A 12,686-nucleotide genomic window follows, 5' to 3' on the forward strand; every position below is an offset into this window, starting at 1 on the left:
CGATCCCGCTCGTCTTTGGGTAGGACGCGCTCCATGATCGCTCCTGACTACCTTCGCGTATTGAAAGATCCGTTCGATACGGGGAGCGTGCATGACCAGCACACTGAAGAAGTTCGGCACGAGCGCGTCGGCGATAGGCCTGCTGGCCGCGGGCATGACGTTCGGTATCGCGCCGTCGGCGCAGGCCGCCGTCGGCCCGACCGGCTGCACCGCATGGGTGTCGCACACCAACGACCACCAGGCCGTTGGTATGTGCCGCTCGGGCAACGGCACCTGGAACATCGAGGCCTGGTGCGGCGGGCCGGGCGGCGCCAGGGGCCCCTACAAGGGCACCCCCGGCTACCGCACGCGTGGCATGGAGAAGGCGGCGACGCTCAACTGCGGCTCCTCCGGCTACCCGTACAACATGAAGGTCGTCAACATCAAGGCCTGACCCCTGGGCCGGAACGCCTGCGAGCCGAGGACCGGAGGGTCCCGGCCCCGAGAGTGCCCGGGTGGCCTGCGGAGACCGCCGCGGGCCACCCGGGCCGTGCGGCATCACCACGGTTCATGCCCCTGCCAGGTCGAGACCACGGCCGGCTGGGCGATCACTGCCCTTGCCCCGACCGGACCGCGGTCCCGCATGGCGGAGCGTCTCACTTGGGTTGCCTGCGGGTGGGGGTGCGACGTGTGATGGATGGTGTGCAGCGCGAGCAGGAAGACCTGGACAGCGCTGTCGGGCAGGCCCTGGCCACCCGGCTGCGGGCGATGGAGCGGGCATCACAGCTGATCGGCACCACGCTCGACGAGCGCACCACCTGCGAGCAGCTGGTCGGATTTCTCCACCCGGACCTGTGTGACGCCGCAGCCGTGGATCTGCTCGGCGAGGAAGCGGTTTCCGTGGACGCCTTCTCCCCGGCGGCCCTCACCCGCGCTGCGACGGCGGGCAGGCGCGAGCTCCTGGAGGCACTGTTCGCCGAGGATGCCCGGCCGCGGAGCTCGGGCAGCGCCGGATCCGGTTCCGTACGGGCCCCGGACCGGAGAGGGCCGGTCACCAGCACGTCGGTGGTGGCGGGGCAGCATCTGCTGGGTGCCGTATCGGTACCCCTGCTGACCGGCGACCGTGTGTACGGGGTGCTCGTCGTGGTCCGGGCCGGCAGCGGCTTCAGCGATCACGAGGCGGCCGTCGTCCGTCACGCCGCGCAGCTGGCCTCCGTGCACATCGGACACGCCCGGCGCCATGCCACGGTCCGGCGCACCGCGCTGCGGCTGCAGCGTGCACTGCTCGCCGAGCCCGGGCGGCCCCACCCGAATCTGGAGATCGCCACGCGCTACCTGCCCTCCGGCAGCAGCAGCATCGTGGTCGGCGGCGACTGGTTCGAGACGGTCCGGCTGCACTTCGGACGCACCCTGCTCGTCATGGGTGATGTCATGGGCCACGGTCTGGACGCCGCGGTCGACATGAACGCCTACCGCACCGCGCTGCGCTATGTCGCCTCCACCGATCTGCAGCCCCACCGGGTCCTGCGCCAGCTGGACACCACCGTGTCCGAGGAGGCAGAGCGGCGACCCGCGACCTGTCTGCTCGTACGGGTCGATCCGGCTCGCGAGGTCGCGGCCTTCGCGAGCGCCGGCCATCTGCCCCCCGCGATCTTCTCGGCGGACGGCACCGCCGAGATCCTGGATGTGCCGGTGGGGCCCCCGCTGGGCACGGGACTCGGCGGCTACGAGCTGTCCACCCGCACCGTCACGCCCGACGAGACGCTGCTGCTGTTCACCGACGGCCTGGTCGAGCGGCGTGATGAGGACATCGATGTCTCCCTGGCCCGGCTCGCCGGGCTCCGGGTGCCTCCCGGGGCCGGGGCGGAGCAGATACTCGGCGAGGTGCTCACGCACCTCGACGTCCGTCACGCCGAGGACGACGTCGCCGTGCTCGCGGCACGTATCCGCAGGCGGCCCGACCTGCATGCGGCAGGGCCGCAGGCATCGGGGCCGCAGGCGTCAGGGCCGGTCGTCTGACGGGAGCATCGTCCCGCCAGGACGGACAGCGGCGGGTTTGCCCGATCCCCGTCCGCCTTTCTGACACGATGCACGCACCCCAGCCGCTGCGGCGCCCCGACGGAGAAGCGGACACAGACATGGCCGGACAGTTCGAGGCAACGGTCGACATCGACAGGCCCGTCGAGGAGGTGTTCGCCTTTCTCGCCGACGGCCGCAACGACCCGAAGTTCAGTCCCCGGGTCCTGGAGATCACCCGGACACCGGACGGCCCGACCACGGTGGGCACCGTCTTCCGTAGCACGGTCAAGGACGCCGGGATGACGACCAAGCGCGAGTTCCGCATCAGCGCGTTCGAGCCGCCGCGGCTGATCCGCTGGAACGAGATCTCGAAGAACAGCGTGACCGCGCGAGAAGGCGGCTACGACCTCGAGGCCCTGCCCGACGGCAGGACCCGGGTCCGTATCCACAACGTTCTCGAGGGCCACGGGATCGGCAAGCTCATCGTCGGGCTCGCCCTGAGCGCCGCCCGCAAGGACGCCGATGCCTTCGGGCGGCGCATCAAGGCTGCCGTCGAGGCCTCTTGAGCAATGCCCCTCGGGGCTCAGGCCGTGGCCGCGCGGTTGCCGGCGTGGTAGGACGCGAGTGCCCAGATGATGAACACGTCGATCGCCATCACGACCACCGACCAGATCGGCAGGTACGGCAGGAACAGGAACTGGGCGATGAGGCTCAGCGACGCCACGACGATGCCGACCACCCGCGCCCAGGGCTGGTTGCTCAGCAGCCCTCCGCCGACCACGGCGACGATGATCCCGAGAATCAGATGGAGCCAGCCCCACCCGGTGAGGTTCATCTTGAACACGTAGTCGCCGATGCGGGCGTACACGTCGTCCTCGGCGATCGCCGCGATGCCCTGGATCGCGGCCAACACACCGCTGCAGAGCATCAGGACTCCGGCGAACACCACGCCACCGCTCACCCAGCCGCTGTTGCCGTCAGGTGCTGCTCGGCGTGTGGTCCCCGTGGGGCCGCTGGTCTGTCCGGTGGGACCGCCCGCCAACGGGTTGCCCATGGCCTTCTGCGATTCCTGGCTGCTCATGTCCGGCCACCTCTCCTCCGCCGGCCGTAGGGCCGGCGCTCGGCACTGCCTGGTTCCGAGACTCCGGCCGCGGTCCGCCCCCCACCAGGTGACGTAGGCCGTTCGGGTGACGAGAGGCCGGAGACCGGCGGCGTCCGGCCGGCGAGCAGCCCGGCGGGCCGTTGACTGACGGCGGTCAGATGAGAGGAGACCCGATGTCCGGCACATCCGCCCAGGCACCAGGGGCTGGGGCGGACAAGGCCGGACCACCGACCCTGCGGGGGCTGCTGCTCACCTCCAGCTACGTACGGCTGCTCGTGCTGTGCGTCCTGGTGGGCGTGCCCGTCGCGCTGGCCGCCTTCTTCTTCGTGAGCCTGCAGCACGTGCTGCAGCACTGGGTCTGGCACACCCTCCCGGAGGATCTCGGGTACGGCCGGGCACCCTGGTGGTGGCCGCTGCCCGCGCTGCTGCTGGCGGGGCTGATCCTCGCGCCCGTCATCACCCGGCTGCCGGGCGGGGGCGGGCACCTGCCGGTGCTGGGGATCGGCGGCCCGCCTCTCGGTCCGAGCGCGCTGCCGGGCGTCGCGCTGGCGGCGCTCGCGACGCTTCCGCTGGGAGTCGTCCTCGGCCCCGAGGCGCCGCTGATGGCCTTGGGCAGCGGACTCGCGCTGCTCGCCGTGCGGTCGGCGAAACGGACGGCGGAGCCTCAGAGCGCGCTGATCCTCGCGACCGCCGGGTCGACCACGGCCATTTCGACGATCCTGGGCGGCCCGGTCGTCGCCGTCCTGCTGGTGATCGAGGCCGCCGGCCTGGGCGGGCCGCAACTGGTCGCCCTCGTGCTGCCGTGCCTGATCGCCTCCGGGGTCGGTGGGCTGGTGTTCACCGGCTTCGGCAGCTGGACGGGCCTGTCGATCGGCGCCCTCAGGCTGCCCGAGGTACCGCCGGACGCCAATCCGGACGCGGGGGACTTCCTGTGGGGGATCCCCATGGCGGTGCTGATCGCGCTGATCATCACGATGGGCCGGCGGCTCGGGCGTCTCACCGCCGGATGGACCGGTCGGCAGACCGCCGTACGCACCGTCCTGTGCGCGTTCGCGGTCGGCGTGTGCATCGCCGCGTACGCCCTGATCACCGGCCGTTCCCCCGAGGAAGCGGCGCTGTCCGGGCAGGCCACCATCGCCGATCTCGCCGCGCATCCGCACGCCTGGTCCGTCGGAGCGCTCGTCGCCCTGGTCGCATGCAAGGGCCTGGCCTGGGGGATCAGCCTGGGGGCCCTGCGCGGCGGCCCGATCTTCCCGGCCCTCATGCTCGGCAGCGCGGTCGGCATCGCCTGTTCGGGGCTCCCGGGACTCGGTACCACCGCCGGCTTCACCATCGGCACGGCGACGGCGACGGCAGCGGTCACCGGGCTGCCGGTGAGCAGCGCCGTCCTGACGGTGCTGCTGATGGGCTCCGACGCCCACAGCCAGATGCCGCTGATCGTCCTCGGTGTCGTGGTGGCGTTGATCGTCAGAGAGCTGGCGACACGTCCGGAGGCCGCATCGCAGCCGCCCATCGGCCACGAGTGAGCCGTTCGGACGCCGCCTGGTGGCGGCCGGCGGCCGGGTGGGTCGATCGTAGGAGGGCCACAGCAGCGGCGGCAGAGCGCGGTACTCCGGCGGGAGGCACAGGTGGCGGACCGCAGATCCGACCCGGGGACGGTGGGGCGCTGGGTGCTGCGGATCGGGACAACAGGACGCTGGGTGCTCGGCCTCGGCCTCATGGCCGCCATGACCACGGCGTACTACCTGCTCCCCATCGACAGGCTCGGACCGGACCGGCCCGTCCTCAGCTGGACGCTCTTCGTCCTGGCGCTCGTGACCATCGCGGCCCTGCTGCTCAAGGAGGTCAGCGACGTACTGCTCGAACGCCCCGACACCCGTCCGGGCATGGTCATTCCGCTGCTGATGTGTCTCACCGTGATGGTGTTCGCGAGTACGTACTACGCCCTGGCCTCGCATCCCGGCCAGTTCAACGGGCTGTACACGCGCACCGACGGGCTGTACTTCACCATCGTCACGCTGGCGACCGTCGGCTACGGCGACATCACGCCGTCGGGCCAGATCTCACGCGTGGTGACGATGATGCAGATCCTCTACTCCTTCGTCTTCCTCACGGCCGCCGCCACCGCGCTTGCGCAGCAGATGCGCGCCCGGCTCAGTGAGCGGGCTGGGCGGAACGGGCGTTCCTGACGCCGGACGGGGAACCACGGTGGCAGGTCGATCGTTGCCCCGTTGGGCAAAGGAATCGTCAAATGGCGCGGCCCGCGCCGGATTGCGCAGGGGATTTCCATGGGTGTCAGCCTGTCCAAGGGCGGCAATGTTTCACTCAGCAAGGAGGCCCCGGGCCTGACCGCGGTCACCGTGGGCCTGGGTTGGGACGTCCGGACCACCACCGGCACCGACTTCGACCTCGACGCCAGCGCCCTGCTGACCAACGCCGAGGGCAAGGTCGCCGGCGACGGCAACTTCGTCTTCTTCAACAACCTCAAGAGCCCGGACGGCTCGGTCGAGCACACCGGCGACAACATCACGGGTGAGGGCGAGGGGGACGACGAGCAGATCAAGGTCAACCTGGCCGCCGTCCCGGCCGACGTCGACAAGATCGTCTTCCCGGTCTCCATCTATGACGGTGAGACCCGTCAGCAGTCCTTCGGCCAGGTACGCAACGCGTTCATCCGCGTGGTGAACCAGGCAGGCGGCTCCGAGCTCGCCCGCTACGACCTGAGCGAGGACGCCTCGACCGAGACCGCGATGGTCTTCGGCGAGCTGTACCGCAGCGGCGCGGAGTGGAAGTTCCGCGCAGTCGGCCAGGGCTACGCCTCGGGCCTGCGCGGCATCGCGCAGGACTTCGGGGTCAACATCTGAGCCGTACCGGCTGGTTGGGGCCCGGCCCGCTCCGGGCCGGCCCCGCTCCGGTGGAGTACGGTCGATGCATATTGCCCAGGCCGACGCCGCCGGAGGACGAGATGCCGCTCGACATGCCCATCGGTGACGCTTCACGGTTGCTCCCGGGGCTGGAGCTGCTGTGGTCCGGCCGGGTGCCCGACCACGCCCGGGACGCCGCCGCGCACCGCCGGCTCCTGGATGCCGAGGAGTCCGCACGGCTGGCCGGGTTCCGCCGGCCCGGCGACCGGGATGCGTACGCGGTCGCCCATGTGACCCTGCGCCGGCTGCTCGGACAGCGGCTCGGGCTGGCCCCGGAGGCGGTCACCCTGCTCCGTGAACCGTGCGCGCACTGCGGCGGACCGCACGGGCGGCCCCATGTGCCGGACAGGGCTGTGCACTTCTCGCTGTCGCACACCACGGGCATGGTGATGATCGCTCTCGCGTCGGTGCCTGTGGGGATAGATGTCGAGGCGGTTCCGGAAGCGGCCACGGCCGCAGATGTGGCTCAGCAGCTGCACCCCCAGGAGCGCGCCGAGCTGGCCGCGGTGCCCGCCGCCGGGCACGCCGAGGCCTTCAACCGGTGCTGGACCCGCAAGGAGGCCCTGCTGAAGGCCATGGGCGTCGGCCTGAACGAGGACCTGTCGCTGAACTACGTGGGCGCGGGACCGCAACCCGCCTCGCACGAGGGCTGGTTGATCGCCGATCTGCCGACCGACGCCGGCTACTCGGCGGCGGTCGCCGTGTGCCGCGCCGACGAGGACGCACCCCGTTAGCCGGCGCTCGGTCTCCTGCACCGCCGCCCGTCCGGTCACATGAACCACCGCCCGGACGCGGCCCGTTCGGCGGTCGCATGCCACCAGCCCGGCGGCGGGGCTCCGATGACCTGCGCGGTCGGCTGATCCGGGTGGAGTCCGAGGGCCCGCAGGGCGTCGTCGCGGACACTCACAGTGAACCAGCCCCGCCAGCGACCGTCGGGGCCCGGCCCGCAGGCGAGGCCCCACCGGATGTCGTCGGCCGCGAAGGGCATCCAGTCGATGCCGCGGTCACGCAGTCAAGCGCGCAGGGCGGCCAGGGGGTGGAGACAGCCCGGCACGTTCTCGTACGCCGTGACGGATGTCCAGCCGGGCGTGGACGCCGGCGGCTGGGGCTGTGCGGTGTTCATGAGCCTCCCCTGGGTCGGTGATCCTGCCGTATCGCCGTCGCCCTCACCCTCGGCGGCCAAGGCCGGTCAGTAACGCTCGGCCAGATGCTCGCGGCCCGCCGGCGGCTCGTACGGCTCGGGCCAGAAGTCGGTGACCGAGGTGATCCGGCCCTCGTCGTCACCGGTGAAGAACACGATCGCATACATCTCCTCCAGGCCCACCGTCACATGGACCCAGGTGACGACCTGGTCCCCGTCGGCGACCACGCGCTCGGTCCTGATGTGCCAGTCACCCGGATACTCCTGGTTGAACCGGACATACCGCTCCCGGCCGCGGATCCGCTCACGCGTCTGCGGCAGCTCGTACACCACACCCTCCGAGAGGGTCGCCGCGAAGGCCGCCCAGTCCCGGGACTCCGCGGCCGACCAATACGTCTCAACTGTCTTGCGCAGTACGGTCATACGGCGAGTGTGCACCCGGCCACCGACAATCGGCCCGGAGCGTGTGCCGACGAAGTTGTCCACAGGCTGCGGCTGGCCTGGACATTTTCCGGTTTCATTGGGGGCATGAGCGACGCAGCCATCACTACGCCCCACCCGTCCGACCTGACCGCCGAGGCCGCGGTACCCGACTGGGAGAGGCGCTTCCGGGCACCGCGCGTCTCACTGCCCGACTGGGCCGAGGACGCGCCCGACCGCGCCCTTTTCGTCTCCAACGCCACCGGGACGTACGAGTTGTACGCATGGGACCGGGCCAGTGGCAGCCGGCGCCAGGTGACCGACCGGCCGAACGGCACGACGGACGGCGTGCTCACCCCCGACGGCAAGGCGATCTGGTGGTTCGCGGACACCGACGGGGACGAGTTCGGCATCTGGATGCGCCAGCCCTTCGGCGGCGGGGACGACGAGCCGGCGGCCCCCGGCCTCGAACCTTCCTATCCCGGAGGTCTGGCCATCGGCCGGGACGGCATCACCTCGGTGATCGGCCGCTCCACCGACGAGGACGGCAGCACCATCCATGTCGTACGGGCGGGCGAGGCACCGGCCGAGATCTACCGGCACCGGGAGTCGGCCGGGGTCGGAGATCTGTCGCACGACAGCACGCTCCTCGCGATCGAGCACACCGAGCACGGGGACGCGATGCACTCCGCCCTGCGTGTGCTGCGGCTGGACGGGACGACGGTCGCCGAGCTCGACGACACCAAGAACGGCACGGTGGAGCTCGGGCTCGAGGTCCTCGGCTTCGCACCGGTCGACGGGGACACCCGGCTGCTCGTCGGGCATCAGCGCAGGGGCCGCTGGGAGCCGATGATCTGGGACATCGCCTCGGGTGAGGAGAGCGACCTGGCGATCGATCTGCCCGGTGACGTGAACGCCGAGTGGTATCCGGACGGCTCCGGGCTGCTGGTGGCGCACAGCGTCGAGGCGCGCGGCGAGCTGTGGCGTTACGACCTGGCGGCGCACGAGCTGACGCGTATCGGGACGCCGGCAGGTTCGGTCTCGGGCGCGACCGCCCGCCCCGACGGTTCGGTGGAGTACCTGTGGTCGTCGGCGGCCCTGCCGCCGCAGGTGCGCTCGACCGCGGGCGGTGTCGTCCTCGACCCTCCGGGCATGACGGCTCCCGAGTCGGTCCCCGTCGAGGACGCCTGGGTGGAGGGGCCGGGGGGCCGTATCCACGCACTGGTGCAGAAACCGGCGGGGGCGACCGGTCCGCTGCCGACGGTCTTCGAGATCCACGGCGGCCCGACCTGGCACGACAGCGACACCTTCGCCGCCGGCCCGGCGGCCTGGATCGACCACGGGTACGCGGTGGTACGGGTCAACTACCGCGGCTCGACCGGTTACGGCAGGGAGTGGACGGACGCCCTCAAGCACCGGGTCGGGCTGATCGAGCTGGAGGACATCGCGGCGGTCCGCGAGTGGGCGGTGGCGTCCGGTCTCGCGGATCCGGCCCGGCTGATCCTGGCGGGCGGCTCCTGGGGCGGGTATCTGACGCTGCTCGGGCTCGGCACCCAGCCCGATGCCTGGGCGCTGGGTCTGGCCGCGGTCCCGGTCGCGGACTATGTCACGGCGTACCACGACGAGATGGAGGCGCTGAAGTCCATGGACCGTACGCTCCTCGGCGGCACTCCGGAGGAGGTTCCCGAGCGGTGGACGGCCTCGTCCCCGCTGACGTATGTCGACGCGGTCCGCGCACCGGTCTACATCTCGGCGGGGGTGAACGACCCGCGCTGTCCGATCCGTCAGGTCGAGAACTATGTGGACCGCCTCGCTGCGCGCGGCGCGGTCCACGAGGTGTATCGGTACGACGCGGGACACGGCTCGCTGGTGGTGGAGGAGCGCATCAAGCAGGTGCGGCTGGAGATCGAGTTCGCCGAGCGGCATCTGGGCTGAGGCAAGAGCCCGGGTGCCGCTCGGCCGGGCCCCGGCCCCGGTCGGCAGCAGACAGGACATCGACCGCGTTCCGGACGGGCCGGGCAGGCGGCGGACGGACGGCCGACCGGCTCCTCGCGGACCCCGCACCCGGCCGGGACGGGCGGGTTCCGTACCGTGGAGGGGTGTACCGCTTCCTGCTGACCCCTCGCTGGTGGGGGATCAATGTCTTCGTCGTGCTGGCGATCCCCTTCTGCATCTTCATGGGGTCATGGCAGCTCGGCAGGTTCGAGGACCGCGTCGACAGCCACCGAGCGGCCGAGCAGCAGACCGGTGCGGTGCAAGAGGAGCGGGCCGCGCCCATCGAGGAGCTCTTGCCCGTCGACAAGGAGACGTCGGGCCGGCCGGCGACGGCCGGCGGGACGTACGGGAAGCAGTTCCTCGTGCCTGAGCGGCAGTTGGACGGCCGGCGCGGCTCGTACGTGCTGACGTTGCTCAGGACCGACAGCGGCCGGACGCTGCCCGTGGTGCGCGGCTGGCTCGCCGAGGGCGGCAAGGCTCCGGCCGCGCCCACGGGCCGGGTCACGGTCACCGGCGCGCTGCAGGCGTCCGAGACCGTGGGGACCGACGGGGTGCGCGCGACGGGCGGGCTGCCGAGCGGCCAGCTGGGCATGATCAGCGCGGCCTCGCTGGTGAACATGGTGCCGGACGACGTGTACGACGCATGGATCACGCTCACCGAGGCGGACCGGGGCCTGACGGCCGTCCCGGCGGCCGCGCCGCAGAACAGCGGGCTGGATCTGAAGGCGTTCCAGAACCTCGGGTACACCGGCGAGTGGTTCGCGTTCGCCGGCTTCGTGCTCTTCATGTGGTTCCGGCTGGCGCGGCGCGAGGCGGAGGCGGCCAGGGACCGGGAGCTCGGCCTGGAGCCGGAGACCGCCTGACACCGGCGTCTGCACACCGGCGGCTGTCCACCGGCCGTCCGACCCGTCCGTGTGCACACCCGCCCGTGCCGGACAGCCGTGAGGGGGCGGGACCGCGGTCGCGGTCCCGCCCCCTCACCCGTGGTGCCTCGTCACTGCCCCGGCAGCAGTCCGGTGTGGTAGATCGTGCCTGCGCAGGCGTTCGTGACCGTGGTCGTGGCAGTTGCCGCACCGCCCTGGGCGGGATGCGACACCGTGACACTTCCGTCCTGCACGCCGCCGTCCGCGAACAGCTGCGTCGTGGTCTGGTCCGACGTGCCCGTGCCGCTGCTGTCACCCGGTGTGCCGTCCGAGGGCGAGGGGTCGGGCGAGGGGTCGGTGGTGGGGCAGCTGTCGGACGGCACCCACCCGAACTTCACCTCGTAGGCCGCGGACGGCTTCAGCACCACTGTCGGCAGTTCCTGGGAGGGGTCGGGCAGTGCGCCTGCCGCATCGCCGGTGACATGGCGAGCCATCGTGATCTTGGTCGGGTCGGCGGCACCGGACACCGAGAAGGTGACATCGCTGGTGCTGACCGCGCACTCGCTCTGCGAGTTGTTCGCGACGCGGAAGGTGCCGTACACCTTGCCCTCGCCGTCCGGTGCGTTCGTCTGCGCCGAGATGACCACGAGGTGGGTGGAGTCGCAGACCGGGGCGCTCCCGGCGCCGGCGCCCGGCGACTGGGCCGCGCCCGATGCTCCGTCTCCGGCACCGCTGGGCTGCTCGCCCGGCTCGGTCGTGCCGTTGCCCTCGCCCTGTTCGTTGCCCTCGCCGCCGGCGGAGGGACCCTCGGTCCCCTTGCCGGCGTCGCCTGCGTCCGGATCGTCGCCGGTGCCGCCGTGGGCCTGCTCGCCGTGCCCGGCGTTGACGGGGTTGGCGCTGTCACCGGCACCGGAGCCCGCCACATGGACGAAGGCGGGTACCGCGGTGCCGACCAGCAGCGCCGCGGCCGCCATGCCGACGAGCGCCTGCCGCTTGCGGGCGCGCCGTGCGGGGACCGCCCGGCGCAGATGGTCGAGGGCTCCGTCGGACGGCTCGATGTCCTCGACCACGCCGTGCAGCAGACGCCGCAGAGCGGCTTCCTCACCGCCCAGGCCATCGCCCGGGTCTCCCAGGTCGCCCGGGCCGCCGAAGCCCGCTCCCGAGCCGCCCCGCCCCGCGCCCGAACCGCCGCTTCGATCTCCGCCGAGGCCGTTGCCCGGCTCTGTATCCGGCCCGTTGTTCACAATCTCGTTCCCAGTCCGGTCGTCAAACGGCCCGTCCGGCCCGTACCGCTCAAAGCTGCGCCTGTGCCCGCTCATGCCGTGGCCTCCATGGCGACGCGCAGCGCCGCGATGCCTCGTGAGCCGTACGCCTTCACCGAACCCAGCGAGATTCCCAGGGTCTCGGCGACCTGCGCCTCGGTCATGTCGGCGAAGTACCGCAGCACCAGCACCTCACGCTGTCGCCGCTGCAGCCCGCGCATCGCCTTGATCAATGCGTCCCGCTCCAGCTGGTCGTACGCACCCTCCTCCGCGCTCGCCATGTCCGGCATCGGCTTGGAGAGCAGCTTCAGGCCGAGGATGCGGCGGCGCAGCGCGGAGCGGGAGAGGTTGACCACGGTCTGCCGCAGATAGGCAAGGGTCTTCTCCGGATCGCGCACGCGCTTGCGCGCGGAATGCACGCGGATGAAGGCTTCCTGCACCACGTCCTCGCAGGAGGCCGTGTCGTCCAGGAGCAGGGCGGCGAGACCCAGCAGCGACCGGTAGTGGGCGCGGTAGGTCTCGGTGAGGTGATCGACCGTGGTACCGGCAGTCATGGCGTCGTCAGCGCCCTGCCGCGGTGTCGGGACGCGGGTGGTCCGCGGAGCGGGCATGGGTGCGATCACCGGCAGGCCGCCGGGCGGGCGGGTCCTGCGGGCCGGACGCATCGAAGCGCCGCGGACCGGGACCACCCTTGCAATGTCGAGTACCTCTGCCACGCCTGTTGGACACGCTTCCCCCCGCCAGGGTTGTACGCGTACGCCACCGCTTTTGGCGGTGCACCGTCTGCCCTCATGCGCACTCGTTCTTCCCCGATGCCCCAAATGCCCCATGTGTCGCGGCACCGCATCGAGGCAACCGCATAGACGCTTCCCGCCCGACTACCGGTTGCAGCAAGGGGGAATGCGATAATCGAACATCCTGACGCTCCAGTTCAAGTGGTACAGACCTTGGACCTTGGATCACAGGGTGCCCTCAGATCCT

14 protein-coding genes are annotated in these 12,686 nt (G+C 71.4%); 9 read left to right on the forward strand and 5 right to left on the reverse strand.

The features are described from left to right. Positions 1 to 91: 91 nt before the first annotated feature. The 3 genes from OHS70_RS16905 to OHS70_RS16915 all read left to right on the forward strand — a co-directional run bounded on the left by OHS70_RS16905 (position 92) and on the right by OHS70_RS16915 (position 2,564). Positions 92 to 433 (forward strand): hypothetical protein, encoded by a 342-nt coding sequence (locus OHS70_RS16905; RefSeq protein ID WP_328398351.1) that lies wholly within the window; start codon positions 92 to 94, stop codon positions 431 to 433. Between the two features lie 239 nt (positions 434 to 672). Further along, on the forward strand, positions 673 to 1,998 hold the full coding sequence (locus tag OHS70_RS16910) for a PP2C family protein-serine/threonine phosphatase (RefSeq protein ID WP_328398353.1): 1,326 nt from the start codon (positions 673 to 675) through the stop codon (positions 1,996 to 1,998). A 119-nt stretch (positions 1,999 to 2,117) separates the two neighbouring features. Beyond that, positions 2,118 to 2,564: an SRPBCC family protein gene (locus OHS70_RS16915; protein WP_328398355.1), complete on the forward strand. Its 447-nt coding sequence runs from the start codon at positions 2,118 to 2,120 to the stop codon at positions 2,562 to 2,564. A 17-nt stretch (positions 2,565 to 2,581) separates the two neighbouring features. On the opposite strand, the gene OHS70_RS16920 is transcribed toward OHS70_RS16915, so the two are convergent. Then, entirely contained in the window at positions 2,582 to 3,079 is a 498-nt protein-coding gene (locus tag OHS70_RS16920; protein ID WP_328398357.1) for a DUF7144 family membrane protein, read from the reverse strand. 194 nt (positions 3,080 to 3,273) lie between these two features. Between OHS70_RS16920 and OHS70_RS16925 the strand changes: the two genes are divergently transcribed. The 4 genes from OHS70_RS16925 to OHS70_RS16940 all read left to right on the forward strand — a co-directional run bounded on the left by OHS70_RS16925 (position 3,274) and on the right by OHS70_RS16940 (position 6,758). After that, positions 3,274 to 4,626 carry a chloride channel protein gene (locus tag OHS70_RS16925; protein WP_328398359.1) on the forward strand — a complete coding sequence of 451 codons (1,353 nt, stop codon included), beginning with the start codon at positions 3,274 to 3,276 and terminating at the stop codon, positions 4,624 to 4,626. Between the two features lie 192 nt (positions 4,627 to 4,818). Next, entirely contained in the window at positions 4,819 to 5,289 is a 471-nt protein-coding gene (locus tag OHS70_RS16930) for a potassium channel family protein (RefSeq protein WP_328405676.1), read from the forward strand. Between the two features lie 99 nt (positions 5,290 to 5,388). Further along, positions 5,389 to 5,964 (forward strand): TerD family protein, encoded by a 576-nt coding sequence (locus OHS70_RS16935; RefSeq protein ID WP_328398361.1) that lies wholly within the window; start codon positions 5,389 to 5,391, stop codon positions 5,962 to 5,964. Between the two features lie 101 nt (positions 5,965 to 6,065). Continuing rightward, a complete protein-coding gene (locus OHS70_RS16940; protein WP_328398363.1) occupies positions 6,066 to 6,758 on the forward strand; it encodes a 4'-phosphopantetheinyl transferase family protein in 693 nt (230 codons plus the stop codon). A gap of 35 nt (positions 6,759 to 6,793) precedes the next feature. Here OHS70_RS16940 and OHS70_RS16945 read toward each other — a convergent pair whose 3' ends face one another. Both OHS70_RS16945 and OHS70_RS16950 read right to left on the reverse strand, forming a co-directional pair. Beyond that, positions 6,794 to 7,012 (reverse strand): hypothetical protein, encoded by a 219-nt coding sequence (locus tag OHS70_RS16945; protein ID WP_328398365.1) that lies wholly within the window; start codon positions 7,010 to 7,012, stop codon positions 6,794 to 6,796. Positions 7,013 to 7,213: 201 nt separating this feature from the next. Beyond that, complete coding sequence (locus OHS70_RS16950) at positions 7,214 to 7,588, reverse strand: nuclear transport factor 2 family protein (RefSeq protein ID WP_328398367.1); 375 nt, start codon at positions 7,586 to 7,588, stop codon at positions 7,214 to 7,216. 105 nt (positions 7,589 to 7,693) lie between these two features. On the opposite strand from OHS70_RS16950, the gene OHS70_RS16955 reads away from it, so the two are divergent. Both OHS70_RS16955 and OHS70_RS16960 read left to right on the forward strand, forming a co-directional pair. Next, positions 7,694 to 9,520: a S9 family peptidase gene (locus tag OHS70_RS16955; RefSeq protein ID WP_328398369.1), complete on the forward strand. Its 1,827-nt coding sequence runs from the start codon at positions 7,694 to 7,696 to the stop codon at positions 9,518 to 9,520. A gap of 164 nt (positions 9,521 to 9,684) precedes the next feature. Continuing rightward, positions 9,685 to 10,443: an SURF1 family protein gene (locus OHS70_RS16960; RefSeq protein WP_328398371.1), complete on the forward strand. Its 759-nt coding sequence runs from the start codon at positions 9,685 to 9,687 to the stop codon at positions 10,441 to 10,443. A gap of 131 nt (positions 10,444 to 10,574) precedes the next feature. Here OHS70_RS16960 and OHS70_RS16965 read toward each other — a convergent pair whose 3' ends face one another. Together OHS70_RS16965 and OHS70_RS16970 are read right to left on the reverse strand one after the other, a co-directional pair. After that, positions 10,575 to 11,762 (reverse strand): hypothetical protein, encoded by a 1,188-nt coding sequence (locus tag OHS70_RS16965; RefSeq protein ID WP_328398373.1) that lies wholly within the window; start codon positions 11,760 to 11,762, stop codon positions 10,575 to 10,577. Then, positions 11,759 to 12,421: a SigE family RNA polymerase sigma factor gene (locus OHS70_RS16970; RefSeq protein WP_328398375.1), complete on the reverse strand. Its 663-nt coding sequence runs from the start codon at positions 12,419 to 12,421 to the stop codon at positions 11,759 to 11,761. Before OHS70_RS16970 ends, OHS70_RS16965 begins: the two co-directional genes overlap by 4 nt. Positions 12,422 to 12,686 lie beyond the last annotated feature (265 nt).

This window comes from Streptomyces sp. NBC_00390 (assembly GCF_036057275.1).
GTDB lineage: Bacteria > Actinomycetota > Actinomycetes > Streptomycetales > Streptomycetaceae > Streptomyces.

Excerpts from the sequence above, each read along its gene's own strand:
- OHS70_RS16935 (WP_328398361.1), top strand. The coding sequence starts at position 5,389 with ATGGGTGTCAGCCTGTCCAAGGGCGGCAATGTTTCACTCAGCAAGGAG.
- OHS70_RS16955 (WP_328398369.1), top strand. The coding sequence starts at position 7,694 with ATGAGCGACGCAGCCATCACTACGCCCCACCCGTCCGACCTGACCGCC.
- OHS70_RS16945 (WP_328398365.1), bottom strand. The coding sequence starts at position 7,012 with ATGCCCTTCGCGGCCGACGACATCCGGTGGGGCCTCGCCTGCGGGCCG.
- OHS70_RS16925 (WP_328398359.1), top strand. The coding sequence starts at position 3,274 with ATGTCCGGCACATCCGCCCAGGCACCAGGGGCTGGGGCGGACAAGGCC.
- OHS70_RS16940 (WP_328398363.1), top strand. The coding sequence starts at position 6,066 with ATGCCGCTCGACATGCCCATCGGTGACGCTTCACGGTTGCTCCCGGGG.
- OHS70_RS16905 (WP_328398351.1), top strand. The coding sequence starts at position 92 with ATGACCAGCACACTGAAGAAGTTCGGCACGAGCGCGTCGGCGATAGGC.
- OHS70_RS16910 (WP_328398353.1), top strand. The coding sequence starts at position 673 with ATGGATGGTGTGCAGCGCGAGCAGGAAGACCTGGACAGCGCTGTCGGG.
- OHS70_RS16950 (WP_328398367.1), bottom strand. The coding sequence starts at position 7,588 with ATGACCGTACTGCGCAAGACAGTTGAGACGTATTGGTCGGCCGCGGAG.
- OHS70_RS16965 (WP_328398373.1), bottom strand. The coding sequence starts at position 11,762 with ATGAGCGGGCACAGGCGCAGCTTTGAGCGGTACGGGCCGGACGGGCCG.
- OHS70_RS16930 (WP_328405676.1), top strand. The coding sequence starts at position 4,819 with ATGGCCGCCATGACCACGGCGTACTACCTGCTCCCCATCGACAGGCTC.
- OHS70_RS16915 (WP_328398355.1), top strand. The coding sequence starts at position 2,118 with ATGGCCGGACAGTTCGAGGCAACGGTCGACATCGACAGGCCCGTCGAG.
- OHS70_RS16920 (WP_328398357.1), bottom strand. The coding sequence starts at position 3,079 with ATGAGCAGCCAGGAATCGCAGAAGGCCATGGGCAACCCGTTGGCGGGC.